Origin of the sequence: Hyphomonas oceanitis (assembly GCF_036964545.1) — a bacterium.
Lineage (GTDB): Bacteria > Pseudomonadota > Alphaproteobacteria > Caulobacterales > Hyphomonadaceae > Hyphomonas > Hyphomonas oceanitis.
The window spans coordinates 442128-466524 of the sequence record NZ_JBALTL010000001.1 but is presented as its reverse complement, the minus strand read 5'-3'; the positions used below and the strand labels follow the sequence as shown (position 1 = coordinate 466524).

Genomic DNA, 24397 nt, shown 5'->3' with positions numbered 1-24397 from the left:
TTCCTGTACCGGGTCTTATGCCTGAGAGCACAAGGGGTGCAAGTGATGGTGCAGGAAACGGGCGTTTTGCCCGACCATGAAATTGAGGCGCTGGTCGCCGAAGGTGCAATCCGCAGCGACCTGGCGCTGGAGGTGGGGCAGGTGCAGCCTGCGAGCCTCGACCTGCGACTTGCGCAGGATGCCTACCGCCTGCGCGCAAGCTTCCTGCCTGGCAAGGACCGGACGGTGGCCGAGATGCTGCAGGAGCCCGGCGTGCATATGCACCGCATCGACTTGACGGAAAAAGGCGCTGTTCTGGAGACAGGCTGCGTCTATCTTGTGCCCCTGCAGGAGCACCTGCGTCTACCAGCCGGTATCTCGGCGCGAGCGAACCCGAAAAGCTCCACCGGCCGCATCGACGTGTTTACGCGATTGGTGACGAACCGGGGACGGGCGTTTGACGATGTACCTATGGGCTATTCCGGGCCGCTTTACCTTGAAGTGAGTCCGCGCACCTTCCCGATCATGGTGCGGCCGGGCGACCGGCTGGCGCAGGTGCGGTTCAAGCGCAAGCGTCCGGATGCGCTGAAGGAACGGGTCGTCTCGATTGATCTGGAGCCGCCTGCAGGCCAGCCAGCAGGTTACCGCGCCAAGCTCCATTCCGGTGTGGTCGATTTGCGCGGGATTGGCGCACATGAGGCGGGCCAGTTCTGGGAGCCGGTCTATCCGCGCCATGGGCGCATCGTGCTGAACCCGGAAGACTTCTACATCCTCGTCAGCCGCGAGACGGTGAAAGTGGCCGCTATGGAAGCGGCCGAGATGGCCCCCATTGCGCCCGAGCTAGGGGAGTTCCGGGCCCATTATGCAGGCTTTTTCGACCCGGGCTTTGGGGTGAACAAGGGCGGTAGCCGGGCCGTTCTGGAAGTCCGCTCGCGGGATGTGCCGTTCATCCTTGAGCACGGCCAGCCGGTCGCCAAGCTGATCTATGAGCCGATGGCGGCGAAACCGTCAGGCCTCTACGGCGGCAAGGGCTCCAACTATCAGGGGCAGGGCCTGAAGCTCTCGAAGCATTTCGCGCTCTAAGCTTCGCCCCACAGCCGCATCAGGTTGGCGATGGATTTTGACAGGGTGAGATATTCGGGCGAGCGCACATCATGCGTCTGTCCGAGTGTGGCGCGAAGGTTTTCAAGATCGAACAGGATTTCGCGCGCAGCCGCGTCGCGGATGCTGCTTTCGATCCAGCCGACGCAGACAATGCGCTGGCCGGATGTGACGGGCCGCACCTGATGCAGGCTGGTTGAAGGATAGAGGACGAGGTCTCCAGCGGCTGCCTTGGCATGGTGCGTGATGCCGGCATGGTTGATCTCCAGCTCGCCGCCTTCGTAGCTGCCCGGCTCTGACAGGAAGAGCGTGAAGGAGAGGTCTGTGCGCAGTCGCGCCTCGCCTGTACCCATGAACGGGTTATCGACATGCAAGCCATACATACCGCCATCCTGTGTACGGCTGACGAGCAGCGGCGAGAAGCGACGCGGTTGGGCGGCGGCGGCCAGCACGGGATGCGCGCGGATCGCTTCGCCCAGCATGTCGCGCAGCTTCGCGCCGGTGCGGGAGGAGAGGTCTGCCTGCTCATTGTGCTTCACGGCGCGAGCTGCAGAGCCAGCCGTGGCGGCGCCGTCTACCCAGCGCAGTGTGGCGGCGAGTTCGGTGGCTGTGGCCAGTTGGCCTGCGTCAAGAACGCCCGAAAGGGTAAGAAACATGCTCTTCCTACTTGCGAATGAGTTTCATTTCTGTAAGGCGTGTAGCCCATTACGAGGACACGCGTAAGGGTCGCAAATGCCACACATCTATCACAGCTGGACACGTCTTGGACTGGGCGCACTGATGGGCACGACGGCGCTTGCCGGTTGCGGCCAGTCTGCATCAACGCCCGCGCCTGCTGCTGAGCCGGCGGCAGTTGAAGCGCCAGCTGTCGCGGCTGAAGCACTCGCCGCCGCTCCTGCGCCCGTCGGCTCGGTTGGTGGCGAAGGCGAGGGCGGCGTGGCGATTGAGCTGGCCGAGACCGACCCTGTCGTGTTCAACATCGCGCTGGCTGTCACCGAAGCTCATATCCTGGCGGCGCGTGATGCCTATGCCGATGGCGAGACTGAAGCGGCGGCAGAAATGTTTGCCCATCCTGTGAGTGAAGTCCTGTTCGACATGGAGCCTGTGCTTGAAGCGCGCGGCGTGACACTTTTCGACGGCTTGCTGACGGATGCATCCATGGCCGCTTCGGCTGGCGAGACGCCGGAGCAGATTTCGGCCCGCACGGATGCCATTATCGCGGCCCTGCGCGCGGCAGCTCTCAAGGCGCCTGAAAATGGCACGGCGCCCGCCGATATTAAGATGCACGTCATTGCCGACATGATCGAACGGGCCGTCGCCATGTATCGCAGCGCCGCAGCGAGCGGCGTTTATGAGCCATATCTCGACGGCTATGGCTTTCACAAAGTGGCCGAGACACAGTTTGCTGCGGCGAGGGACGAGATCGCGGCGAGCAATCCGGAGGCGGCTGCATCCATTGGCAATGCCATCGCGGCGCTGGCCGAAGCCTATCCAAGCGCTGCCCCGCAGGACGCGCTCATGGCCGATATTTCGCAACTGACGGTGCTAGCCTCCGACGTGACCCTGTCGGTCAACTAGTATCTCAAGGATGCGGGATCGGGATACCGTGGCGGCCTGACAGGGCGCGCAGGATGGCATCCTTGTCGTCGATAAAGGCGACATCGCCGTTGTGTTTTACGTCCTCATGATCCGCTGTTTCGCCCGCAAGGATCAGCACCGGGCATGACTGGTTATCCGGGCCAAGCAGGCGCACGAGTTCGGTGCGCGGACGTGGCCACGCGATACGGTGCACGTCGATAAGCGCAGCGAGTTCGGGGAACGAAGCCAGCAAGCCTTCCATCAGCGCGCAATGCCAGCAATAAAAAACGTCACCGGGATAGGCGGGGTCTGAAAAGCCCGGCTGCAGCAGGAACAACTGATCTTTCCTACTCATCGAGATTAAGCCTCATCTCCACGATGTGCTGGGCGAACCCGGCCTTTTCATACGCACTGATGGCGGGCGTATTGCCGGAATAGACGGTGAGGCGCACTTCCGGCAGGCCCTTGGCTTTTGCCCAGTCAAAGAAGTGGGCCATCAGCAGCTTGTTGAGGCCCTGACCGCGATAGTCGGGGTGCACATACATGAAGCCGAGATAGGCGTGGTGCGTATCCTGTACATATGACTTGGACTCTTTCGTGCGGGCATATCCCGAGGCGACGAGTTGGCCATCGACTTCCACAACTACCACTTCCGCAGCATCTGAATCGATCAGCTCGCCGATATCGTAATAGCTCACTGGGTCTGGCTTCAGCGTGTGATCATAGGGGCGTTCGGCGGCGATGATGCCCTGCTCGAAGGCTTTCAGCGTTTCGAGCTCGTCGCGCGTGGCTGACCTGACTTTCACGGGGATGCCTCCCTTACGAGCGGGCAGCGACCAGTTGCCGATAGGCGATGCGCTGGCCGGTGCGGGTCTCATCCGTCGAGACCAGTTTAACCAGTTCGGCGGCGACTTCGTCCGGTGACGGCAGGGTCATCGGGTCTTCGCCGGGTTTGGCCTTGGCGCGCATGTCGGTGCGCGTGCCGCCGGGATCGAAGATATTGATCTTCAGGCCCATGTTCTCGGTCTCGTCAGCCCAGCCCATGACCATGGCCTCAAGGCCTGCCTTGGACGCCTGATAAGGGCCCCAGAAGGCAACGGGCTTGGCGGCAACGCTGGACGTGACAAAAACGGCGCGCGGCGCAGGCGACTTGCGCAGCGAAGGAGAGAGCACAGAGATGAGACGCCAATTGGCTGTCAGGTTGATCTCGATCGTTTCCTCGAAGCTGCGCGGACCGACCGATTCCAGCGGGCCGAGCGTGCCGAGGATGCCAGCATTGGCGACGAAGCCGTCGAGCCGGCCGAACCTGTCAGCGATCACCTTGCCGAGCGTGTCGATGCCCTTGGCATCTTTCAGGTCCATCGGCACGAGGATCGCCTCATTGCCCATGGCGCGGATCTCGTCGTCGAGCTTTTCCAGCGCCGCTTTCGAGCGGGCGATGGCAATGACGAGGTCGCCTTGCCGCGCAAGATGGAGCGCAGCGGCGCGGCCGATACCGCGCGAGGCGCCGGTGACGAGAACGAGTCTGGGTTGGTCAGTCATGCCGGGCCCTTAGCGCAGGGCCTACGTGTCGTCCAGCAGGGAGAGCTGGCGTTCCTTGTCCGACTCGTCGTGCTGGTGGTCGACAAGTGGGGTCGGATAGTCGCCCGTGAAGCAATGGTCGGCAAACTGGGGCTGCATGTTGTTGCGCACAGGCTCGCCAATGGCCTTGTAGAGACCAGGCACGGAGAGGAAGCCGAGGCTGTCGACTTTCAGTTCCGCCACCATTTCTTCGTGCGTGTGGATCGCGGCGAAGAGTTCGGACTTGGCGGCCATGTCGATGCCGTAGAAATCAGGGTTCACGATGGGCGGGCTGGCCGAGCGGAGGTGAACCTCCTTGGCGCCGGCTTCGCGGACCATCTGGACGATCTTCTTCGACGTGTTGCCGCGCACGATGGAATCGTCGACCAGGATTACGCGCTTGCCTTCGAGTACGGCCCTGTTCGGGCTGTGCTTCTTGGAAATCGCCGCCTGCCGGCCAATCTGCGTCGGCTGGATGAAGGTCCGCCCGACATAGTGATTGCGGATGATGCCCATGCCGAACGGGATGCCTGAAGCTTCAGAGAAGCCGAGCGCAGCCGGCACGCCGCTGTCCGGCACCGGCACGATGACATCGGCATCCGCCGGCGTTTCCATCGCGAGCTGGTGGCCCATGCGGCGGCGGACTTCATAAATGGAACGGCCCTGAACAATACTGTCAGGGCGCGCAAAGTAGACGTATTCGAAGATGCAGGGGCTGGAGGCGCGGGGCGGGAAAGCCCGGATCGATTCGATACCGTCGTCGGTAATAACGACCATCTCGCCATTCTCGACTTCGCGCACGAATTGGGCGCCGATAATGTCGAGCGCGCAGGTTTCCGACGCGAGCACATAGGCCGTACCAAGCTTGCCGATCACGAGCGGACGCAGGCCGATCGGGTCGCGTGCGCCGATCAGTTTCTTGCCGGTCAGGCCGACAAGGGCATAGCCGCCTTCGATCTGTTGGAGGGCATCAACAAGACGATCCATGAAGCGCGGCTTGGGGCTGCGCGCGACGAGGTGAAGGATGACTTCGGTATCCATCGTCGACTGGAAGATCGCGCCATCGCGCACCAGCTGGTGGCGCAATTCGCGGGCATTGGTCAGGTTGCCATTATGCGCAACGGCGAAACCGCCGAAGGACAGGTCGGCAAAGATGGGCTGGATGTTGCGGAGCATCGGCCGGCCCTGCGTCGAGTATCGGTTGTGACCGATCGCGGCATAGCCGGGCAGGCGGGTGCGCAGATCGCCGCCGAAATGGTCTCCGACGAGGCCCATATGGCGTTCCGATGGGAAGCGCTTCCCGTCATATGTGGTGATACCGCAGGCTTCCTGTCCGCGATGCTGGAGGGCGTGGAGCCCCAGCGCGGCGTAAAGACTGGCTTCTGGATTGCCGTAGATTCCGAAAACGCCGCACTCTTCACGGGGTTTGTCATCGTCATGATCGAACAGGATCATATGAGACCGGAGCCTCCTTTTTGCGTGACAGGTTCGTGACGTCTATTGGCCTGTTTCGGCCTTTGAGGGAAGGGTCGAATGCACATCCTGACCGACTTTCGTGGCGTTCTCGTTCACATAATCGGCAACACTGCTGAGTACGGGGTAGCAGGCTGCGTTCTGAATGAAGCCGGGAACCCGGCTCTCATCGAGCGCGAGGTGGAGAAGGACCACGAAGAATACAAGGGCTATTGCGCCGCGCGCGATGCCAAAGGCGAGGCCCGCGAAATGGTCGAACAGGCCTATGCCTTCGGCGCCCTGGATGTTCTTGGACAGCCGCTGCCCGAACCAGGCCACCAGGACATAAACGCCGATGAAGGCGGTCACGATCAGCACGGCATCTGCCAAGGGGATGGTGAATATGCCGAGATCGAGCTGCGCCAGGTTTTCCGGCAGCATGGCTGTTAAAGGGGCGCTGAAAAACTTGCGCGCATAGATAGCTGCTGTGAGCGCGCCGATGAAGGATCCCATTGTCGCGATTTCGCGCAGGAAACCCCGGGCAAACGCCATAATCGCGGAAATGACGATAACAGCGACGGCGATGGCGTCGAAAGCTGTAACAGAATCAAGCATTAAGGGCGTCCGGGGCGAGCAATTCTACGAGTTCGATAAGCCTCTTAATCGGTATGATCGTCAAGCCATCGACTGCCGCAGGGCTGCCTTCGGGCACATAGGCGCGGGCGAAGCCGAGCCGCGCAGCCTCTTTCAGACGCTGCTCGATACGGGCCACGGGCCGGATTGCCCCAGAAAGGGACACTTCGCCAAAGAAGACGGAGCGTTCCGGCGCGGCATTGTCAGATAGCGACGTGAGCAAGGCGGCAGCGGCGGCAAGGTCGCCGGCCGGTTCGCCGATGCGGTAGCCGCCAGCGACGGAGAGATAGACGTCCATGCCCGCAAAGCCGATGCCGCAGCGCGCTTCGAGTACGGCCAGCAGCATGGCGAGGCGGCCTGTGTCCCAGCCGACCACGCTGCGCCGGGGCGTGCCATAGGCGCTTTTGGCGACAAGGGCCTGCACTTCGGCCAGCACGGGTCGCGAGCCTTCCATGGCTGCAAACACGGCGGCGCCGCCTTCTGCGCCACCGTCTGACGACAGGAAGAGAGCCGAGGGTTCCTTGGCGGGGGCGAGGCCATATTGGTGCATCTCGAAGATGCCGATTTCGTCGGTCGGGCCGAAGCGGTTCTTCACGGCGCGCAGGATGCGGAACTGGTGGCCGCGCTCGCCTTCGAAATAGAAGACGGTGTCGACCATGTGCTCGACCACACGGGGACCGGCGATCGTGCCTTCCTTGGTGACGTGGCCAACCAACACAAGCGCGGCGCCGGATTTCTTGGCCCAGCGCGTGAGTTCCTGTGCGCAGGCGCGGACCTGGCTGACCGAACCGGGGGCCGCTTCGAGACTGTCGGACCACATGGTCTGGATGGAATCGATGACGACGAAATCAGGCTGGGCGGCCTTTAGCGCCGACAGGATCTTGCGCAGGTCGGTCTCGGTGGCGAGCTGGACGGGGCTTTCGGCCACCTTGAGCCGGACGGCCCGTTCCTGGATCTGGGCGGCGGCTTCCTCGCCCGACACGTAGACCGTTTTGAGTCCGTTCCGTGCCAGTCGTGCGGCCACCTGCAGGAGCAGTGTGGACTTGCCGATGCCCGGATCGCCCCCGATCAGTGTCGCGGAGGAGGGAACGAGCCCGCCGCCAAAGGTGCGGTCGAGTTCCTCCACGCCCATGACGATGCGCGTCGGCGCTTCGGTCTTGTCATTGAGGGCGACGAATTCTGTCTTGCTGGAACGCTTGGTGCCGACTTTAGCCGGGGCGAGGCCGCCCGGCACGGCCGCCACGGCTTCCTCGACGAGCGTGTTCCACTCGCCACAGCCATTACACTTGCCGGTCCACTTGGAATGGACCTCGCCGCAGGACTGGCAAATGAAGGCGGAGGTGGGAGCTTTGGCCATGGGTGAGACCTAGCGGTGTTTGGCCGTCAACGGAACGGGCCAGCGAACACAAAGTAGGCACCAGCTGCTATCAGGCCGAAGCCGATGGCATGGTTCAGTGTGAATGCCTCCCTGAGGTACAGCACCGAGAACACGGCGAAGACGACGAGGGTGATGACTTCCTGCATTGTCTTCAGCTGGGCCGTGGACCAGACCGCATGACCGATACGGTTGGCGGGCACCGCGAGGCAATATTCAAAGAAGGCGATGGACCAGCTGACAAGCACGACCAGCCAGAGGGCCTTGTCGGTATGCTTGAGGTGGCCGTACCAGGCGAAGGTCATGAAGACGTTTGAGGCGAGCAGGAGCCCGATGGGGGCGAGGGCGGGCCATGACAACAGGTTGGGCATTGAGCAAATCTCCGGGAAGGGCCGAAGATTCATAGACCGATACGCGGCGCGCCGGAATGGAGCAAAGTCTACTGGCGCTTTCCAATGGCTCTCGTGCAGCAGAACGAGAACATGCCGGCCGAGATGATCAGCGATGGCAGGAGAAGGAGCGGATTAATCTCACTCGAAGCGCCAGACATCCGGCTCAGGACAAGCGCGAGAAAGCCGAAAATACCGATCATCAAGGAGAGAACCCCGTAGATCAGCCATCTCGTGGATTTGATATACATCGCTGCAGTCTCGCGTTTTGCTTCAGGCCCCTAGCAGCTTTACTGACCTCTTTTCTTGCGCGCTATCATATTGTCCATGCACCGGGTCAATTCTTCGATCGTGTCTTCGTCCTGGCATTCGAGTTCGACCCGCGGGGCAGGTGATCTTTCAAGGCATTCGCTATAAGCCGCGAAGGACTGGTTCTTGGCGCTGTCACACTCAGCCTGCGCCGTGCCGGGCTTGGGATCAAAGGCCGTTTCTGGCATCCACGCATATTTGACAAGCCAGTCGTCATCGAGATCAAGTGCGCATTCGCCCCATCCCCCATCTGATGGCGCCTTGTCACAGGCGCTGAGAGAGGTTTGCTCGCCGCCGGTATAATGAAGTGATGCGTTGACGAAATAGTCACGCGCGGGCCAGCTCAAGCCCATTGAGATGACTTCGCCATCTTCTTTGACCAGTGCGAACACCCAATCGGGAAAGTCGAGATCGGCGAAAGCCTTTGTGTAGAAATCGCGTTGGCCCTGCAGGGCGCTTGGCGAATAGCTGCGCGAAATGCCGCTTGGCTTAACGGCCACGCAGGATGCTTTCAGGCAGAGGTCGTTTTCACCCAGGGGCGGTGCGACATCGAGCTGCTTTGCCAAGACAGCAAACTCATCCTTGTGGGAATTGTAATGAGATTTGAAGGACATGGCACTTCGGAAGAAACGTGCGTCATTGTCCCAGCGATCAACGACCATGAACGCAATGAAGATAAAGCCGCCGATACCAATCAGCATCAGCAGGGGGTTCTTGGTCATGTGCGAGCCTCCACAACTAGGGCCAGGCCGAACCTTTGACCCCATTCCATTGCGCGCCTAAGTTGCGCAATTTCGTGAAGATATTGTTTCTATTCCGGGTTGATTTGTTTTTTATGTCGAATTTCGGGAAATGCTACATCGCCGGCTGGATCGGGCCGCTTGCGCGGCCGTGGACGAACTGGTCGACATATTCATTGCCGCTGTGATCGACATCGGCCGCCTTGCCGCGCCAGATGATCTTGCCTTCGAACAGCATGGCGATCTCGTCGGCGATCTTGCGGGCAGACGGCATGTCATGCGTGATCGAGACGGCGGCGGCGCCAAGCTCGCGCACCTGTTCGAGGATCAGGTCGTTGATCGCATCGGCGGTGATCGGGTCGAGGCCGGTCGTCGGCTCATCGAAGAAGATCAGGTCCGGTTCGGAAATGATCGAGCGGGCGAGCGAGACGCGCTTCTGCATGCCGCCGGAAATCTCGGCGGGGTAGAGTCCTGCGACTTCTGAGCCGAGGCGCACTTTCTTCAGCGTGGCAATGGCGCGTTCCTTCGCGTCGCTGCGCTTGAGGCGTTCCTTGTGGATGAGGCGGAAGGCGACATTTTCCCAGACGGTAAGACTGTCAAACAGGGCGCCGGACTGGAACAGCATGCCGACGCGGGCGCGCATCATTTCGCGCGGCTTGCCGGTGGACTGCGTTACGTCATGGCCGTCGAAGAAGACCTTGCCGGAATCGGGCGTCATCAGGCCGAGCGCATTCTTCAGCATGACGGACTTGCCAGAACCCGACCCGCCAATGACGACAAGGCTCTGGCCGGGGGCCACATCAAGATCGACGCCGCGCAGCACTTCATTCCGGCCGAATGTTTTGACCACATTCTCGAGTTTGAGGATCGGTTCGCTCACAGGCCCAGCTCCGCAAACACATTGGACATGATGTAATTGGTCGCCAGAACCAGCACGGCGGCGCCAACCATGGAGAGGGTTGCTGCGCGGCCAACGCCTGTGGCGCCTGCCTGTGATCGGTCACCCTGGTAGCAGCCCATAATGGCAATCACGGCGCCGAAGACGACCGCCTTGGTGAGGCCGACAATGATGTCGTCAGTCGTCACGAAATCGAGCGTGTTGCGCAGGTAAGTCGCCGAATCAAAGTCGAGGCTGAACACGCTGACCAGCCAGCCGCCCATGACACCGATAATGTCTGAGGCTGCCACAAGGATGGGCAGCGAGATGATGGCGGCCAGAAGGCGCGGTGCGTAAAGGTAGCGGAACGGAGAGGCGGACAGGGTTTCCAGCGCGTCGATCTGCTCGGTGACGCGCATGGCGCCGATCTCGGCGGAAATGCCTGCGGAGACGCGTCCGGCCAGCATCAGGCCCGTAATCACGGCGCCAAGCTCGCGCGTGATGCCGAGCACCACGATGTTCGGCACGAACTGTTCGGCGCCGAAGCGGCTGCCGCCACTATAGATGTTGAGGGCGAGCGCGGCGCCGATAAAGACCGCCGACATTCCTACGACCGGAAAGGAATAGAAACCGATCTGGATCATCTGGCGCCAGATCTGGCCGAAGAACCAGCGCGGCGTGACAGCTGCGAAAGCCATGCGCCCGGCGAAGGTCGAGAGGCGGCCGATTTCGGCGAAGGTGCCGAGTACACCAGTACCGATCCAGCGCAGGGGATTGGGGAAGCCGCTTTTATGCGTAGACACGTTCGACACGATTGCTCAGTCCCGTCAGGAGTTCATAACCAAGCGTGCCCGCGCGGGCGGCCTGATCTTCGAGTTTGGCATGCTCGCCGATGAATTCAACGCGCGCGCCTGCTTTTGCCTTATCCTGTGCCTTTGAAACATCAATAGTCGCAAGGTCCATCGAAATCCGGCCCAGCACGGGGCAGGCAATACCGTCGAGATAGGCTATCAGGGCGTTGGCGCCGCCGCGCAACAGGCCGTCTGCATAGCCGATGCCCACTGTCGCGAGCACGGCATCCTGCGCCAGCTTATGAGTCGCGCCATAGCCGACACTTTCGCCCATTTCTGCATCGAAAACGCTGAGTATCGCCGCGTCCAGGGTCAGGCCGGTGCTAATCCGCAGGCCCTTGGGCGGGCGGGTGCCACCATAGAGGGCCAGTCCTGGGCGGATGAGGTCATACCCATAGGCCTTGCCGAGATAGCAGCCATCGGAATTGCAGAGGCTCGCCGGCGTATCAGGGAAGACGTCGCTTATGCCGCTGAAGGCCTTTTGCTGGGCGGCATTCATCGGGTTGGCTTTATCGTCGGCACAGGCGAGATGGCTCATCACCAGAACGGGCTGCAGTTTGTGTAGCGCGGGCAGGGCGGTTGCCAGCAGGGACGGCTTCAGCCCCAGCCGGTTCATGCCGGTGTCGAAATGCAGGGCGGCAGTCCCCTTGGGCGCGCTGGCCCAGGCTTTCACATGGTCCGGTGAAGAGAGGACGGCTGTCAGGCCAGCCGTGACATAGGCCGACATTTCCTTCCGTGTCGGCCCGTTAAGCACGAAAATGCGCGGGCCGAGACCCAGCGTCTTGCGCAGGGCGAGGCCCTCTTCAAGATAGGCCACGAAAAAGCTGGAACAGCCGGCGCGCATCAGGGCCCGCGAAACGGGCCCGGCGCCGAGACCGTAACCGTCAGCCTTGACGACTGCAGACGTTGTCGCGCCCGGATGGAGCCCGTCCAGCGCCCGCCAATTGGCGACGATATTGGACAGGTGGATCGTGGCGCGAGGCAATTGGCTCATTGTTGCGATTTAGAACGCTTCGCGGCCTAAGTCACTTCCTCGCGGCGTGCTCTTTCCAAGCCTCGCCCTTCATGTTCCAGACGGGTGTGAAGAAGACCATCCAGAGAATGATCAATGTCATGCCGCCGGCCGGTACGATCGCGATCTTCTGCGGGCCGAATATATCGACCAGCGCGCCCATCAGGGCGGCGCCAAACGGAGCGCCCGCCATGAAGCCTAGCTGGTAAATGGAGAGCACGCGGGCGAGCTTTTCCTTCGGGGCGGCATCCTGAACGATCGACCGGCTCATCGCGATCGAAATGCCGGCGGCAAGGCCCCAGACGAAAACGATGGTGAGAAAGCCCCAGTGCGGAATATCCCACATCATCGCGAGGATACTGCTTGAGCCGAGGAATTGCGCAATCAGCAACAGGCGGCCCTGGCGTTTGATGCGTCGGAAGATCGACAGCACGACGGAGGAAACGAACGCGCCCATCCAGAAGGTGACGAACATGTCCCGGATACCGTCGGAGCCGAGATGGTAGACGTCGCGATTGACGATTGGGAGGACGACGAGGAAGGCGCCGATCACGAAGATGCCGACGCCGAACATGAGGGCCGTCATGGCCCAGAGCTTTCCGTCAGCACGCACGGCGCGGAAGCCCTCGGCAATGTCGCCGAATGTGGCGCTGATGCCGGTGCGTCCGGTGCGCACTTGACGGCCTCTCGCGAGGTTGAGTGCAAAGAGGGTGCCGACGGCGAGGACGATGCCTTGTGCCAGCAACAGCTTTTCGGCGGCGATGGGGCCGACGCCGAACCCGCCCATCCATTGCGGCATGCGGGTCATCTTGTCGGCATAACCGGCGAGGATCAGCCCTGCGATCTGCGCCAGGAATTGCGCCATCGTGGCGAGCGTCACACCGAGCTGGAGGGTGACGCCCGAACCTACGCGCATGCGCCGTTCGACCACTTCGTTCACGATGGAATCGCGGGCCGGCATCATGAAGGCGCCGACCGTGCCGATGGTCAGGCCATAGATGATCATGCCGACATAGGTGAGCTGCCCGCGCGCCACGGCGACTGCCAGGAAGAGCGCAGGGATGGCGGCAAGCAGGTGGAGAATGATCAGCAGGCGGCGGCCGTCCGCGCGTTCGGCCACCACGCCGCCGATCAGCAGAAAGATCACCGAAGGGCCAGACAGTGCCATATTGGCGAGCCCGAGGGCCAGTCCGTCCAGATGGAGATGGTCGCGGCCCGTAATCAGGTAGGGGAACAGAACCATCTGCAGGCCGAAGGCCATGAACCAGCTGCACTGGACCATCAGGTAGGCAGGCAGTTCGATCTTCACGCCGCGGCGCAGCTGTTTCGCGCGCCAGTGTGTTGCCGTGGACAGGAGGGAGGCGCCTGCACCGAGCGCTTCGCTGACGCCGCTGACCGGGGAGGTCACGTCACCGGCTGCACCCTCGGCCATATCGTCGACGAGTTCTTCGATCCTGTCGCTCATATCGGCTCCCATGGACGATAGCGACTGTATCTACGGCCTAGGCTGGGGGAAAGTAAATCAGCCTGCATCGCTTGCCAGCAGATGCAGGCTCAGTCTTTTTTTTGCTCCGCGGCCTTTATGCGGTCGATGAGGCTTTGCAACTTGTCAGGAACCGGTTCGTTGAGCGCTTCCTGATAGCGCTCACGCAGGGCGTCCCTGAGTCGCTTGGACACGGCGCTGCCGTCTGCGTGGAACGGAGCAACTCCGCCTCGCTTTGGGGTCTTGTCCTGATCGTTGCTCACTTCAGCGCCATGTGTGTCTATTCTTCCCCGGCAGTCCTTTAGCGGCAGGGTTGCGATTACTCAACTCGCCTTTCGGGGAATTTGAATATTCAGCGTCTACATTGTGTCATGATAAGTAATAAAATACAGAAAAAGCATTAGATGCTTTACCTGCGCGCAGGTTATTGAGTACTGAACATTATTGTCCGGTGTCTGAAGAATATATTCCCGGATTTACTTTCAGTATTTTGGACAAATCATGTAACGTCATATGCGTGATGACCTTCGTTTCGACGCCGCTACTCAGGTGAATCGCGTGTAAGTTGTTGTGCTTTGTTACATCCAGAAACTGAAAGAATCGGGCCTCAAGCTCAGCCATGTCTACGCGCATGTTCGCCGGGCTGGTGGAAATCATCGATTCCAGAAATTGTGCGATAAGCTCGTCCTCAGGTCTGCCGTATCTGTTCAGGAAACCGGTTATCGCGCGGAAATGAGGCAGGAGATGAGCCGCGGCGTCTGACAGTGCCCGGACCGGCGCCGCAGACGAAGCAGATCGGCTGACGCCTGCATATGTTGCTACAGAATCGGATACAGAGGCGCCGGCCACGGCTGGCTCGTTCTGGTTTCGGGGCCAGTTACCCTCAGAGATATGACGATCTGTCTTTTTTCGGGGCATTGGTTCGACTGTCCAGGGTTGCATACGCTGGATTGCACCTCATAATTTTTGGCTATCCGTAATCAACTTGTGACGCATGCGTTTGTTCCCCGGCCTGCGCAGTCCCTGCCTGCAGCACCTCTTCTTTTGCCCGCTCCTTACTTTAGCAAGTGCGGTGCGGACGATCAGGGCGGTCAAGGGTGAGTTGCCTTGCCGCCTGAGTGTTTGTAGCCTTCGAGTTGGCGCGTTGCCTCAAGCAGATGCCAAGGGTGGAGTATCATGAGACTGTTCAGGCACCTCGTTAGTTGGGCGCTCGCCCTGTTTCTGATTGTCATGTTCGTGCAGGCGACGATCTATCCGCTGCCGAACCCGCCTGAGGGCTCAGTAAAGTTTTTCGATCCGCCTGGAACCAATATCGTTTTCCAGACCCTTGCCGAGCGTTCGGGCCAGACACTGTTCGAGCCTGCGGGGCGCATTCTTACGGGTGTTCTGGAACTCGTTGCAGCGCTGTTCCTGCTTTTCCCCTTCACACGGCGCTTTGGCGCGATCATCTCGGCCACCATTCTGGGCGCCGCCGTGGCATTTCACCTGTCACCCTGGCTTGGCCGAGAAGTTCCACTTTCACTGGCACCGGGCGAAACGGCGACGGATGGCGGCATGCTTTTCATGCTGGCGATCATCATGCTGGTCTCCAGTCTGCTTATGCTGGTGGTGCATCCCGGACGGCCCGAGTGACCTCATGAATTGATATCTGCGCCTGTACGGGTCGTTAACGGTTTGCGTTCAATCTAACGGCGTTGCGACGCAGGCAAGCCGATGGACGATATGGAAGCGCAGATGAATTCGCCTAAAGGAGGGCGTGCCCGGGACGCCTTGTTCAGGCGGCTGCTGGACCTTGTTGCCATGCCAGCCTCCCGTCTTGCTCACCAGGACCGTAACATGGTGGGCGATATCCTGCTGGACATGTTGTTTCATGCTACGACAGAGGAGCGCAGCCTTTGCGCCAGTCGGCTGGCGACGAGCCGCGAGGCCCCACGCCGTCTTTTGCGCTATCTGGCGCAGTGTTCCTTTGAAATTGCCCAGCCGCTGCTGGAGCAGAATGAGGCATTCGACGCCTGCGACCTGAGCGAGATTGTCGAGTCCACGTCGACCGAGCATCGTATGGCTATTGCCCGCCGCAAGGTCGTGGCGCCGGGTGTTAGCGCGGCACTGGCCGAGCATGGCGAGCCGCACGTGGTGCGCGAACTGGTGGCGAATCCGGGCGCTGTCCTGCCAGAATCTGCTCTCGACAAGCTGCTCACGCGGTCGCGCGACGAATCCCAGCTTTGCGCGCTTATGGTCGAACGGCTGGAGCTGCGTCCGTCGCAGGCAATGGCCATGTTCTGGTGGTCCGATGGCGCCACGCGCCGCAAGATTCTCCAGCGCCACGCAGCTGATCGCCTTGAAGTCATCGAGACCTGCAAGGATGTATTCGAGATGATGGCGGCGGAGAAATGGGCTGACCCGGTCGCGCGCAAGGCCCTGCAGCTGATTGAAAGGCGCCAGCGCAATCGTGAAGCGCTTGAGCGCAGCCCGTTCGACAGCCTGGAAAGCGCGATCAATTCAGCCGCCATGGAAGGCATGAACGCCGAACTTGCTCAGGAAATCGGCTACCTCTGCGGCATCAAACCGGTGACGATTGCCAAGATACTCTCCGACAAGGGCGGTGAGGGGCTCGCCGTGCTATGCAAGGCGACCGGCGTGAAGCGCGACTTCCTGCCTGTTCTCTGGGCATCGCTGCGTCGTCCGCTGGAAATCGACAATGACGAGATGCATCCGCAGTTTGCCATTGTCGCGGAAACCTACGAGATTTTGACCGTCGCTAAGGCCCAGACCACCTTGCGTTACTGGAACTGGTCACTGTCCTCGGCCTTCTCACCGCAGGCATTGCGCGAAGCGCAGGCATCAGGCGCTCCGGCGAACGAAGAAGCGGCGTTCTCGACGTCCCAGCGCACGGCCCGACTGGTTTTTGGTAGCTAGGCTGCGAAAAAGTATCAAAGAGGCTTCCCAAGGGGCCTCCAGCCATTTAGGTCAGGCACTCGTGGATTGGGTTGATACGGGAGCTGAGACGCATAGTGGCGTACTTTCTAGGGCTTTTGTTTGCACTGGTTGCGTTCTGGATCGGCATGTCCGGCCATTTCGAACCCCTCCTGCTGGGACTTGGCGTTGTATCGCTGGTTCTCACGATGATCCTCGCTTACCGGCTTGATATCCTTGACCGCGAAGGTGCGCCCTATGTGCGCGTTATCGGCTTTGCGATGTATTTTCCCTGGCTGATGAAGGAAATCGTCAAGGCCAACTGGACGGTCATCCGGGCCTGCCTGCGCGCCGACCTTGATATCGCGCCGACGCTTGTGAAGCTGAAGACGATCTGCACGTCAGACCTCGCCAAGGTGACGTTCGCCAATTCCATCACGCTGACGCCCGGCACCGTTACGGTCGAGATCGATGGCGACAAGCTGCTCGTGCACGGTCTCTACGAACAGGATTCGCAGCCAGAAGCCTTCACCGAGATGGATCGCCGTTCGGCGCGCGCCATTGACGGCAAGGGAGCCGCCGCATGACCGCCGCCGCCTTGATCGCTATCCTGCTTGGCATGATCCTCCTGCTTATTCGCACGCTGATCGGACCAACGCTTTATGACCGCGTACTCGCGGTGAACTCATTCGGCACGAAGACGGTGCTTGCGCTCGGCCTGCTGGGTTATGTCATGGGGCGCCCTGAGTTTCTCGACATCGCGATCCTCTACGCCATGATCAACTTCGTCTCGACGATCGCGATCCTCAAATTCTTCCGCTACCGTTCCTTCCAGGTGCCGCTCGTGCGCCGCGGTGGTGCCCAGGGAGGCAAGCGCTGATGTCTGACCTGCTCGCCAACCTGCTGCAATTCTTTGAGATGGTGCGCTATCCGGCCGGATCCGCCCTGTGCCTCGTCGGCGCCATTCTATGCGTTATCGGCACCATCGGCGTGATGCGCTTTCCCGATTTCTACACGCGCATGCATGCGGCCAGTATCACCGACACTTCCGGCGCAACGGTCATCCTGATCGGCATGGCGCTGATGGCACCGGGCTGGCTGATCGTCGCCAAGCTGGCCACGATTTTCTGGCTCCTGTTCCTGACCAGTCCGGCAGCGTCACACGCTGTCGTCAATGCGGCGCACACGGCGGGCCTCCAGCCCCTGATTGGCCGGATCGGCAAGAAGGCCGATGACGAGGAGGGCGCAGCATGACCGGCGTGCTTGAGGGCGATATCGGTATCGCATTGGTCAATATCCTGCTTCTGGCAGTTCTGTTCGTCGTCGCCATCTCGATTGCGCGCCTGCGCAACCTGTTCGCCATCGTCATGCTGTCGGGCATCTATTCGCTTGTTTCGGCGACATGGTATGTCGTGGTCGATGCTGTCGACGTGGCTTTTACCGAGGCTGCTGTTGGCGCCGGCATGTCCACAGTCGTGCTGCTGGGCGCCATGCTGCTGACCTCGCGCACCGCCAAGCCGGACAAGAAATTTGCCCGTCTTGGGCCGCTTCTCGTTGTCATCGCGACAGGCGTGATGCTGATCTATGCGACGGTTGACCTGCCGGCGCTGGGCGACCCGAACTCGCCCGTGAACCAGGGCGTTGGCCTCACCTACATGCAGATCAACTGGGCCGACACGGGCATCCCGAACGTCGTTACCTCGGTTCTGGCCAGCTACCGGGGATTCGATACGCTCGGCGAAACAACCGTTGTGTTCCTGGCCGGTCTCGCTGTCGCGCTGCTGCTTGGCTTCGGTGAGCGCTCGCTTGCGGAATCGATCAAGCGCGAAGGCAAGCTGCCGGGAAGTAACGGCAAGTCTGCTTCTGAAACCGGCAAAGAGGAGGACGCTTCGTGAACAGTGATCATCACGTCATTCTTCGTGTCGTGTCGAAGATGCTCATACCGATCATCATGATGTTTGCGTTCTATACGCAATTCCACGGTGATTTCGGCCCCGGTGGCGGTTTTCAGGCCGGCGTGATCGTCGCTGTTGCGGTCATCCTTTACGCGCTCGTCGCGGGTGTTCCGGCCGCCATGCGCGCCGTGCCACCAGCTTTCACCCGCTCGCTCGCCGCTATTGGCGTCATGATCTATGCGGGCGTCGGCTATTGGGCGCTCTTCAAGGGCGGTCATTTCCTCGAATATCAGGCGCTCTTCAACGAGCCGCCGGGGGAACATCACGGCCAGCATATCGGCATCATGCTCATCGAACTCGGCGTCCTCTGCGGCGTGTCTGGTGCCATGTTGACCATCTTCTATGCCTTCGCCGGCCGCGTTGCCGAAATCCGCGACAAAGACTGGTAAGCCATGCTGGAATTCATTCTCGAACGGGCAAACTACTGGGCCATCATCGGATTGATGATGATCGGCCTCTACATCACGTTTGCCAGCGGAAACCTCATCAAGCGCCTTGTCGGCCTGTCCCTGTTCCAGACTTCGGTCTGCCTGTTCTACGTGACGCTGGGCAAGGTTGCCGGTGGCACCGCGCCGATCCTCTATGGTGAAGACGCCGTCGAGCATGGCGGGGGGCACGGCGCAGAGGCCGCGCATCATGCGACGGAAGTCGCCGGCGGCCACGCGCTCGGCAATGCCAGCGCGCCGGTGGAGCTGGTCCACACCTATTCCAACGTGCTTCCCCACGTTTTGATGCTGACGGCTATCGTTGTTGGCGTGGCCACGCTGTCGGTTGGCCTCGCACTGATCGTTCGCATCCGTGAAGCCTATGGCTCGATCGAGAGCGACGAAGTCCGCGAGATCGACCTTGAGACGGCACTCGCGCAGGAAGCCGAGATTGACCAATGGCTCCATGAGGCGGGCGCATGATCGAAATACTGTTGAGTTCCGCGCCGCAATGGGCGCTGATGCATGCCGCGCCGCTGCTCGTGATGGTGCCGCTGATGCTGGCCCCGCTGCTGGCGCTTGTGCCGAGCGGCCGCGTGGCCTGGCTGGTCAGTGTTGCCGCGACCGCGATATCGCTGGTCTTCGCGCTTATCCTGCTGGGCATTGTCCAGTCGCCTGAGTCGGGCGGAGCGATCCGCTATGCCATGGGCAACTGGATGCCGCCGCTTGGGATCGAGTTCCGCATTGATGCGCTGAACGCGATGATCCTGGTCCTGGTCACGACCATCGGCCTGCTGGCATCAATCATGTCTTATCCGACGGTTCTGGCCGAAGTGCGCAAGGAGAAGACGGCGCTGTTCTACTCCGCTTTCCTTGCCTGTTTCGCAGGCCTTTGCGGCGTGGCGAGCACGGGGGATGCGTTCAACCTTTTCGTCTTCCTTGAAGTCAGCTCAATCTCGACTTACGTGCTTGTGGCGCTGGGCGCCTCGCGCGACCGCCGCGCTCTTCATGCGGCCTTCAACTACCTGATCATGGGTACGATTGGCGCGACCTTCTTCATCATCGGCGTCGGCTTCCTTTATGCCGCGACCGGCACGCTCAACATGGTCGATATCGCCTCGAAACTGCCGGCCCTGCAGGGCAGCCGCACAGTGCAGGCAGGCTTTGCTTTCATCGTGGTGGGCCTTGGCCTGAAGGCCGCCATGTGGCCGCTGCACCAGTGGCTGCCGAATGCCTATTCCTACAGCCCCAGCTTCGTCACCATGTTCCTGTCGGCCACGGCGACCAAGGTGGCGCTCTATGCCCTTATCCGTTTCCTCTTCTTCGTGTTCAGCCCGACCTTCGCCTTCGAGCATGCTGCCTTTACGGCGCTGCTGATGCCGGTCGGTATTGCGGCCATGGTGGCGTGCAGCTTCCAGGCTGTGTTCCAGACGGACGTGCGCCGCGTGCTGGCCTATTCGTCGGTCGCGCAGGTTGGCTACATGATCCTCGGCATATCGGTCGGCACGGCAGCTGGCCTCAGTGCGGGCCTGTTCCATCTCCTGAACCATGCGATGATCAAGGGCGCGCTCTTTATGGCGGTTGCCGGTGTCGTGCTCACCTACAAGGGCACAAATATCCGTGACTTTGCCGGCCTTGGCCGCTCCGCTCCCTGGACGATGACGGCTTTCGCGATTGCTGGCCTCTCGCTCATCGGCGTGCCGTTGACAGCAGGCTTCCAGTCCAAGCTTCAGCTGGGCTACGCTCTCTTCGAGCATGGCTGGTGGTGGGCGGTGATCCTCGTCGTGTTCTCAAGCTTCCTGGCTGTGATTTATGTCGGCCGCATTCTTGAAGCGGTCTTTTTCCAGCCGCCGGTCAATCCGCGCAAGACGCATAAGGAAGCGCCCATCGTGCTGCTCGTGCCGCTCTGGATACTGGCGCTGGCCAACATCTATTTCGGTATAACGACCGAGATCCCGCTCGGCCTCGCCCGTGATGCAGCTGCGGCGGCCTTCGGACTGGAGGCGTTCCGATGAGCCCTGACATGCTGATCCTTGCTGCCCTTTGCCTTCCGCTGCTGATTGCTGCGGGCATTGCCGCCGCTGGGCGTTTCCCGAACGTGCGCGAGGGTGTGACCCTTATCGGCTCCGTGATCCTGCTGGGCGTGGTGATCGCGCTGGCCGTGGCCGTGTCGAATGGCGAGACGCCGTATCTTGATCTCGGTGCGGCGGCGCCGGGCCTGTCCTTCACGTTCAAGCTCGAACCGCTCGGCGCGCTCTTTGCGCTGGTCGCGAGCGGACTCTGGATCGTCAACTCGTTCTATTCGATCGGCTACATGCGCGGGAACCGCGAACGCAACCAGACGCGCTTCTACATCTGCTTTGCCTTCGCCATTTTCGGTGCGCTGGGCGTGGCCATGTCGGGCAACCTGTTTACGCTGTTCGTTTTCTATGAAGTACTGACGCTGTCGACGTATCCGCTGGTCGCGCACAAGGGCGATGCAGCAGCCAAGCGCGGCGGGCGCATCTACCTGCTGACGCTGCTCGGCACATCCATTGGCCTGTTCCTGACGGCGGTGATGTGGACATGGACGCTCGCCGGTCAAAACCTCGACTTCGTGCAGGGCGGCCTGCTGGCGGGCCTGAACATCAGCCCGGCCGTTTCGACGGCACTGCTCCTGCTCTTTGCTTTCGGTATCGGCAAGGCGGCGCTCATGCCGGTGCATTTCTGGCTGCCCAACGCCATGGTTGCGCCAACGCCCGTATCGGCGCTGTTGCATGCCGTGGCCGTTGTGAAGGCTGGCGTGTTCACCGTGATGAAAGTGTCCATTTTCATCTTCGGCGAAGACCTGCTTCAGGCCACGCCGGGGCGCGAATTCATTCTGGGGGTCGCCTGCTTCACGATGATTGTCGGCTCGCTTGTCGCGATGACCAAGGACAACCTGAAGGCAAGGCTCGCCTATTCAACGATTGCCCAGCTCGCCTATGTGACGGCCGGTGCGATGATTGCCAACCAGGCCGGTTTCCTCGGTGGCAGCATCCAGATCGCGGCCCACGCTGCAGGCAAGATGACGCTCTTCATGTGTGCAGGCGCGATTTATGTCGCCACGGGCGCGACCAACATTTCCCAGATGCGCGGCCTTGGCCGCCGCATGCCGATGATCTTCATCGCCTTCTTCATCGCCTCGCTTTCGATCATCGGCATTCCGCCAATGGCTGGCGCTTGGGCGAAGTATGAGCTGATGCAGGGCGCCATCAACAGCGGTGACACCTATGTGCCGTGGATCCTGATCGGTTCTTCGCTGCTGAACATCGCCTATCTGCTGCCTATCCCGATCCTGGCGCTTATGCCGCCACCGGGCTCGCCTGAGCCGAAGGCGTTCAAGCGGCCCGGCGGTGCGCCTGCGCTGACCGTGGCGGCGCCGGTCTTCACCGCGGCGCTGTGCATCATCCTCTTCTTCCTCATGGGGCCGCTGGCTGATTTCCTCGCGCCCTCCGTTGGCGGCAGCGCTGCAGCCATCGTCACAGGAGTCCAGCCATGAGCAATGACACGCCTGAAACCCGCGACAAGTCCGGCCGTTTCCTCAGCCGTGCTGCCGAAAAGGCGCACGACCTGCACACCGTTTCCGACGAGGGTGTCCACCCGATGGCAAAGATCCTTTTTGGCTGGACCGAAGCCAAGAATATCGGCGCCATCATGTTCTGGGGCCTCGGCATTCTAGGCGCGGTCCTGATCGTGGCCGACGTTTTCGTGCACCGGCATGACTATTTCACCTTCGCCAATTCGACCGGTTTCTACGGTCTTTACGGCTTTGCCTGCTTCGCCTTTGTGGTGCTGATGGGCTGGCCACTGGGCAACCTGTTGCGACGTGGCGAGAACTATTATGGCGATGCCGGCGGCCCGCCCGCCGACGTTGACCCGGACAGGCCCCTGCCGCCTGAAAATGCACATCCGACTTATGAGGGAGACGACTGATGCCGGCCTTCCTGACCGCCCTGAACCCTGGCTGGCTGTTGATCCTTGCAGGCGTTGTGGCCATTTTCCTGCCCATGCGCCGCGCGCGTCAGGGCATTGCCATTGCCGCGCCGCTAATTGGCATCGCGCTCCTGGCCATGGCCGATCAGAATGTGAACCACCTGACAGCCAGCGTTATGGGCATGGACCTCGTGCTCTACCGCGTCGACGGCCTGAGCTTTGTGTTCGGCCTCGCCTTCCTGATCGCTGCGCTGCTGAACGCCATCTATGCCTGGCATACAGATGACCGCGTGCAGGACGGTATGGCACTGGCCTATGGGGGCGCGGCTGTTGCGGCGGCCTTCTGCGGCGACCTGATGACCCTGTTCATCTTCTGGGAGATCACGGCTGTAACCTCAGTCTTCATGGTGCTCGGGGCAGGGACGCGCGCGTCCTATTTCGCGTCAATGCGCTATCTTGGCGTTCAGATCCTGTCGGGCGTGCTGCTGCTGGCAGGCATCGCCTATGTCTACAAGGATACGGGCGGCATCAGCCTCAAAGTGTTCGAAAACCTGGCTGAGCCGGGCGCACTGCTCATCTTCATCGCTTTCGGTATCAAGGCGGCTTTCCCCTTCCTGCACAACTGGCTGCAGGATTCCTATCCGAAGGCCTCGGTTGTCGGCGCAGTTGTCCTGTCGGCCTTCACGACGAAACTTGCGGTCTATGCCTGTGCGCGCATGTTCCCCGGCCAGGATGCGCTGATCTGGATCGGCGCGATCATGACCTGTTTCCCGGTCTTCTTCGCCGTGCTCGAGAACGACCTGCGCAAGGTTCTGGCCTATTCGACGAACAACCAGATAGGCTTCATGATCTGCGCAATCGGCGTCGGTACACCATTGGCGCTTAATGGCGCCGTGGCCCACGCCTTTGCCGACATCATGTTCAAGGGCCTCCTGTTCATGTCCATGGGCGCCGTCCTTTACCGGACAGGCACGACCAAGGCCTCCGAGCTGGGCGGCCTTTACCGCTCCATGCCATGGACGACTGTGTTCTGCCTCGTCGGCGCCGTGTCGATTTCGGCCATGCCGCTCTTCTCTGCCTTCGTGACCAAATCGATGATCCTCAGCGCCGTGGCGCATGCCGGACTGCCGATCATCTGGCTGATGCTGATGTTCGCTTCCGCAGGTGTGCTTGAGCACTCGGGCATCAAGATCCCGTACTTTGCCTTCTTCGGGCATGACAGCGGACGCCGGGTGAAAGAGGCGCCGTTCAACATGTTGCTCGCGATGGGCATGGCGGCGTTCATCTGTATCGCCATCGGCATTCCGGCCATCGTTCCGGGCCTCGGCTATGAGTGGCTCTACAACCTGTTGCCATATCGCGAAGAGGCGATGTCGTACCAGCCGTTCACCTTCGAGCATATCCTGACGCAGATGCAGCTGCTCGTACTCGCCACGTTCGCCTTTGTCGTGCTCAAGCGCTTCGGCCTCTACCCGCCCGAAAAGCCCGGCACGATCCTCGATACCGACTGGGCCTATCGCAAGGTCGGGTTCGGCATGGCCAAGTGGCTTGGCACGGTCTGGGGCAAGGTTGGTCCGGCCATGACGGCTGTGTTCTTCGGCATCACGGGACGGGCCTATAACCGGATCGAGGCAGCCTTCAGCCCACGCGGCGAACTGGCGCGTGGCGGCCTGACGGGTGCGATGGCGATCTGGACGGCAGCGTTGCTGGGGCTTGTGCTTCTGCTTGCCTTTGTAACAGTCGGCTAGGTATCTATTGGCATCGCAAGTGCCTGTAGATAAATGCAAAGTTGTCTTTAGCCTGTCAGGGCT

At 61.1% G+C, this 24397-nt stretch carries 30 protein-coding genes; 14 read left to right on the top strand and 16 right to left on the bottom strand.

Translation table 11 applies throughout. From position 1 onward, the window contains the following. Positions 1-45: 45 nt before the first annotated feature. The gene (locus V7651_RS02425) at positions 46-1062 is read left to right on the top strand and encodes a 2'-deoxycytidine 5'-triphosphate deaminase (RefSeq protein ID WP_035537010.1); all 1017 of its coding nucleotides are present in this window, start codon (positions 46-48) and stop codon (positions 1060-1062) included. Here the strand turns inward: V7651_RS02425 and V7651_RS02420 are convergent. Further along, positions 1059-1736: a Fe2+-dependent dioxygenase gene (locus tag V7651_RS02420; protein WP_335612072.1), complete on the bottom strand. Its 678-nt coding sequence runs from the start codon at positions 1734-1736 to the stop codon at positions 1059-1061. The two genes, V7651_RS02425 and V7651_RS02420, sit on opposite strands and share 4 nt — an antisense overlap. A gap of 76 nt (positions 1737-1812) precedes the next feature. On the opposite strand from V7651_RS02420, the gene V7651_RS02415 reads away from it, so the two are divergent. Next, positions 1813-2658 carry a hypothetical protein gene (locus tag V7651_RS02415; RefSeq protein WP_335612071.1) on the top strand — a complete coding sequence of 282 codons (846 nt, stop codon included), beginning with the start codon at positions 1813-1815 and terminating at the stop codon, positions 2656-2658. A gap of 4 nt (positions 2659-2662) precedes the next feature. On the opposite strand, the gene V7651_RS02410 is transcribed toward V7651_RS02415, so the two are convergent. The 15 genes from V7651_RS02410 to V7651_RS02340 form a co-directional block, all read right to left on the bottom strand. After that, positions 2663-3013 (bottom strand): DUF3088 domain-containing protein, encoded by a 351-nt coding sequence (locus V7651_RS02410; protein WP_335612070.1) that lies wholly within the window; start codon positions 3011-3013, stop codon positions 2663-2665. Next, complete coding sequence (locus tag V7651_RS02405; protein WP_335612069.1) at positions 3006-3464, bottom strand: GNAT family N-acetyltransferase; 459 nt, start codon at positions 3462-3464, stop codon at positions 3006-3008. The genes V7651_RS02410 and V7651_RS02405 overlap by 8 nt, the downstream gene beginning before the upstream one ends. Positions 3465-3477: 13 nt before the next feature. Beyond that, complete coding sequence (locus V7651_RS02400; protein WP_335592075.1) at positions 3478-4200, bottom strand: SDR family NAD(P)-dependent oxidoreductase; 723 nt, start codon at positions 4198-4200, stop codon at positions 3478-3480. 21 nt (positions 4201-4221) lie between these two features. After that, entirely contained in the window at positions 4222-5673 is a 1452-nt protein-coding gene (gene purF / locus V7651_RS02395; RefSeq protein WP_035537020.1) for an amidophosphoribosyltransferase, read from the bottom strand. A gap of 42 nt (positions 5674-5715) precedes the next feature. Next, on the bottom strand, positions 5716-6285 hold the full coding sequence (locus V7651_RS02390; protein WP_035537022.1) for a CvpA family protein: 570 nt from the start codon (positions 6283-6285) through the stop codon (positions 5716-5718). Next, the gene (radA, locus tag V7651_RS02385; protein WP_335612068.1) at positions 6278-7660 is read right to left on the bottom strand and encodes a DNA repair protein RadA; all 1383 of its coding nucleotides are present in this window, start codon (positions 7658-7660) and stop codon (positions 6278-6280) included. The genes V7651_RS02390 and radA overlap by 8 nt, the downstream gene beginning before the upstream one ends. Before the next feature lie 26 nt (positions 7661-7686). Further along, positions 7687-8049 carry a DMT family protein gene (locus tag V7651_RS02380; RefSeq protein ID WP_035537026.1) on the bottom strand — a complete coding sequence of 121 codons (363 nt, stop codon included), beginning with the start codon at positions 8047-8049 and terminating at the stop codon, positions 7687-7689. Between the two features lie 68 nt (positions 8050-8117). Then, positions 8118-8318 (bottom strand): hypothetical protein, encoded by a 201-nt coding sequence (locus V7651_RS02375; RefSeq protein ID WP_335612067.1) that lies wholly within the window; start codon positions 8316-8318, stop codon positions 8118-8120. Positions 8319-8357: 39 nt separating this feature from the next. Then, positions 8358-9098, bottom strand: coding sequence for a hypothetical protein (locus tag V7651_RS02370; protein ID WP_335612066.1), 741 nt, complete (start codon positions 9096-9098; stop codon positions 8358-8360). A 133-nt stretch (positions 9099-9231) separates the two neighbouring features. Next, on the bottom strand, positions 9232-9996 hold the full coding sequence (locus V7651_RS02365) for an ABC transporter ATP-binding protein (protein ID WP_335612065.1): 765 nt from the start codon (positions 9994-9996) through the stop codon (positions 9232-9234). Next, positions 9993-10805, bottom strand: a complete 813-nt coding sequence (locus V7651_RS02360) for an MlaE family ABC transporter permease (RefSeq protein ID WP_335612064.1) — start codon at positions 10803-10805, stop codon at positions 9993-9995. The genes V7651_RS02365 and V7651_RS02360 overlap by 4 nt, the downstream gene beginning before the upstream one ends. Further along, complete coding sequence (alr, locus tag V7651_RS02355) at positions 10783-11838, bottom strand: alanine racemase (RefSeq protein WP_335612063.1); 1056 nt, start codon at positions 11836-11838, stop codon at positions 10783-10785. The genes V7651_RS02360 and alr overlap by 23 nt, the downstream gene beginning before the upstream one ends. A 31-nt stretch (positions 11839-11869) precedes the next feature. Continuing rightward, positions 11870-13321: an MFS transporter gene (locus V7651_RS02350; RefSeq protein WP_335592071.1), complete on the bottom strand. Its 1452-nt coding sequence runs from the start codon at positions 13319-13321 to the stop codon at positions 11870-11872. Between the two features lie 89 nt (positions 13322-13410). Continuing rightward, on the bottom strand, positions 13411-13602 hold the full coding sequence (locus V7651_RS02345; protein ID WP_335612062.1) for a NepR family anti-sigma factor: 192 nt from the start codon (positions 13600-13602) through the stop codon (positions 13411-13413). Positions 13603-13780: 178 nt separating this feature from the next. Next, the gene (locus tag V7651_RS02340; RefSeq protein WP_335612061.1) at positions 13781-14281 is read right to left on the bottom strand and encodes a hypothetical protein; all 501 of its coding nucleotides are present in this window, start codon (positions 14279-14281) and stop codon (positions 13781-13783) included. Between the two features lie 234 nt (positions 14282-14515). On the opposite strand from V7651_RS02340, the gene V7651_RS02335 reads away from it, so the two are divergent. The 12 genes from V7651_RS02335 (at position 14516) to V7651_RS02280 (ending at position 24334) form a co-directional block, all read left to right on the top strand. Beyond that, positions 14516-14971 (top strand): hypothetical protein, encoded by a 456-nt coding sequence (locus V7651_RS02335; protein ID WP_335612060.1) that lies wholly within the window; start codon positions 14516-14518, stop codon positions 14969-14971. Positions 14972-15073: 102 nt separating this feature from the next. Then, a complete protein-coding gene (locus tag V7651_RS02330) occupies positions 15074-16255 on the top strand; it encodes a DUF2336 domain-containing protein (protein ID WP_335612059.1) in 1182 nt (393 codons plus the stop codon). Between the two features lie 95 nt (positions 16256-16350). Further along, a complete protein-coding gene (locus V7651_RS02325; RefSeq protein WP_035537036.1) occupies positions 16351-16839 on the top strand; it encodes a Na+/H+ antiporter subunit E in 489 nt (162 codons plus the stop codon). Then, a complete protein-coding gene (locus V7651_RS02320; RefSeq protein ID WP_035537037.1) occupies positions 16836-17132 on the top strand; it encodes an MrpF/PhaF family protein in 297 nt (98 codons plus the stop codon). Before V7651_RS02325 ends, V7651_RS02320 begins: the two co-directional genes overlap by 4 nt. Then, positions 17132-17506: a monovalent cation/H(+) antiporter subunit G gene (gene mnhG / locus V7651_RS02315; RefSeq protein ID WP_084146181.1), complete on the top strand. Its 375-nt coding sequence runs from the start codon at positions 17132-17134 to the stop codon at positions 17504-17506. Before V7651_RS02320 ends, mnhG begins: the two co-directional genes overlap by 1 nt. After that, positions 17503-18147: a DUF4040 domain-containing protein gene (locus V7651_RS02310; protein ID WP_051624605.1), complete on the top strand. Its 645-nt coding sequence runs from the start codon at positions 17503-17505 to the stop codon at positions 18145-18147. Before mnhG ends, V7651_RS02310 begins: the two co-directional genes overlap by 4 nt. Further along, the gene (locus V7651_RS02305) at positions 18144-18596 is read left to right on the top strand and encodes a Na(+)/H(+) antiporter subunit B (protein WP_035537038.1); all 453 of its coding nucleotides are present in this window, start codon (positions 18144-18146) and stop codon (positions 18594-18596) included. The genes V7651_RS02310 and V7651_RS02305 overlap by 4 nt, the downstream gene beginning before the upstream one ends. Positions 18597-18599: 3 nt before the next feature. Continuing rightward, on the top strand, positions 18600-19115 hold the full coding sequence (locus tag V7651_RS02300; RefSeq protein WP_035537039.1) for a cation:proton antiporter subunit C: 516 nt from the start codon (positions 18600-18602) through the stop codon (positions 19113-19115). After that, on the top strand, positions 19112-20647 hold the full coding sequence (locus V7651_RS02295) for a monovalent cation/H+ antiporter subunit D family protein (RefSeq protein WP_035537040.1): 1536 nt from the start codon (positions 19112-19114) through the stop codon (positions 20645-20647). Before V7651_RS02300 ends, V7651_RS02295 begins: the two co-directional genes overlap by 4 nt. Beyond that, positions 20644-22152, top strand: a complete 1509-nt coding sequence (locus tag V7651_RS02290; protein ID WP_335612058.1) for a proton-conducting transporter transmembrane domain-containing protein — start codon at positions 20644-20646, stop codon at positions 22150-22152. The genes V7651_RS02295 and V7651_RS02290 overlap by 4 nt, the downstream gene beginning before the upstream one ends. Continuing rightward, positions 22149-22586, top strand: a complete 438-nt coding sequence (locus V7651_RS02285) for a hypothetical protein (protein ID WP_335592065.1) — start codon at positions 22149-22151, stop codon at positions 22584-22586. Before V7651_RS02290 ends, V7651_RS02285 begins: the two co-directional genes overlap by 4 nt. Further along, on the top strand, positions 22586-24334 hold the full coding sequence (locus tag V7651_RS02280) for a Na(+)/H(+) antiporter subunit D (RefSeq protein WP_035537042.1): 1749 nt from the start codon (positions 22586-22588) through the stop codon (positions 24332-24334). The genes V7651_RS02285 and V7651_RS02280 overlap by 1 nt, the downstream gene beginning before the upstream one ends. Positions 24335-24397: the final 63 nt, after the last annotated feature.

Coding starts and splice junctions, on each gene's coding strand:
- V7651_RS02425 (WP_035537010.1), top strand. CDS start 46: ATGGTGCAGGAAACGGGCGTTTTGCCCGACCATGAAATTGAGGCGCTG.
- V7651_RS02420 (WP_335612072.1), bottom strand. CDS start 1,736: ATGTTTCTTACCCTTTCGGGCGTTCTTGACGCAGGCCAACTGGCCACA.
- V7651_RS02415 (WP_335612071.1), top strand. CDS start 1,813: ATGCCACACATCTATCACAGCTGGACACGTCTTGGACTGGGCGCACTG.
- V7651_RS02410 (WP_335612070.1), bottom strand. CDS start 3,013: ATGAGTAGGAAAGATCAGTTGTTCCTGCTGCAGCCGGGCTTTTCAGAC.
- V7651_RS02400 (WP_335592075.1), bottom strand. CDS start 4,200: ATGACTGACCAACCCAGACTCGTTCTCGTCACCGGCGCCTCGCGCGGT.
- purF (WP_035537020.1), bottom strand. CDS start 5,673: ATGATCCTGTTCGATCATGACGATGACAAACCCCGTGAAGAGTGCGGC.
- V7651_RS02390 (WP_035537022.1), bottom strand. CDS start 6,285: ATGCTTGATTCTGTTACAGCTTTCGACGCCATCGCCGTCGCTGTTATC.
- radA (WP_335612068.1), bottom strand. CDS start 7,660: ATGGCCAAAGCTCCCACCTCCGCCTTCATTTGCCAGTCCTGCGGCGAG.
- V7651_RS02380 (WP_035537026.1), bottom strand. CDS start 8,049: ATGCCCAACCTGTTGTCATGGCCCGCCCTCGCCCCCATCGGGCTCCTG.
- V7651_RS02375 (WP_335612067.1), bottom strand. CDS start 8,318: ATGTATATCAAATCCACGAGATGGCTGATCTACGGGGTTCTCTCCTTG.
- V7651_RS02370 (WP_335612066.1), bottom strand. CDS start 9,098: ATGACCAAGAACCCCCTGCTGATGCTGATTGGTATCGGCGGCTTTATC.
- alr (WP_335612063.1), bottom strand. CDS start 11,838: ATGAGCCAATTGCCTCGCGCCACGATCCACCTGTCCAATATCGTCGCC.
- V7651_RS02350 (WP_335592071.1), bottom strand. CDS start 13,321: ATGAGCGACAGGATCGAAGAACTCGTCGACGATATGGCCGAGGGTGCA.
- V7651_RS02340 (WP_335612061.1), bottom strand. CDS start 14,281: ATGCAACCCTGGACAGTCGAACCAATGCCCCGAAAAAAGACAGATCGT.
- V7651_RS02335 (WP_335612060.1), top strand. CDS start 14,516: ATGAGACTGTTCAGGCACCTCGTTAGTTGGGCGCTCGCCCTGTTTCTG.
- V7651_RS02330 (WP_335612059.1), top strand. CDS start 15,074: ATGAATTCGCCTAAAGGAGGGCGTGCCCGGGACGCCTTGTTCAGGCGG.
- V7651_RS02320 (WP_035537037.1), top strand. CDS start 16,836: ATGACCGCCGCCGCCTTGATCGCTATCCTGCTTGGCATGATCCTCCTG.
- mnhG (WP_084146181.1), top strand. CDS start 17,132: ATGTCTGACCTGCTCGCCAACCTGCTGCAATTCTTTGAGATGGTGCGC.
- V7651_RS02310 (WP_051624605.1), top strand. CDS start 17,503: ATGACCGGCGTGCTTGAGGGCGATATCGGTATCGCATTGGTCAATATC.
- V7651_RS02300 (WP_035537039.1), top strand. CDS start 18,600: ATGCTGGAATTCATTCTCGAACGGGCAAACTACTGGGCCATCATCGGA.
- V7651_RS02295 (WP_035537040.1), top strand. CDS start 19,112: ATGATCGAAATACTGTTGAGTTCCGCGCCGCAATGGGCGCTGATGCAT.
- V7651_RS02290 (WP_335612058.1), top strand. CDS start 20,644: ATGAGCCCTGACATGCTGATCCTTGCTGCCCTTTGCCTTCCGCTGCTG.
- V7651_RS02285 (WP_335592065.1), top strand. CDS start 22,149: ATGAGCAATGACACGCCTGAAACCCGCGACAAGTCCGGCCGTTTCCTC.
- V7651_RS02280 (WP_035537042.1), top strand. CDS start 22,586: ATGCCGGCCTTCCTGACCGCCCTGAACCCTGGCTGGCTGTTGATCCTT.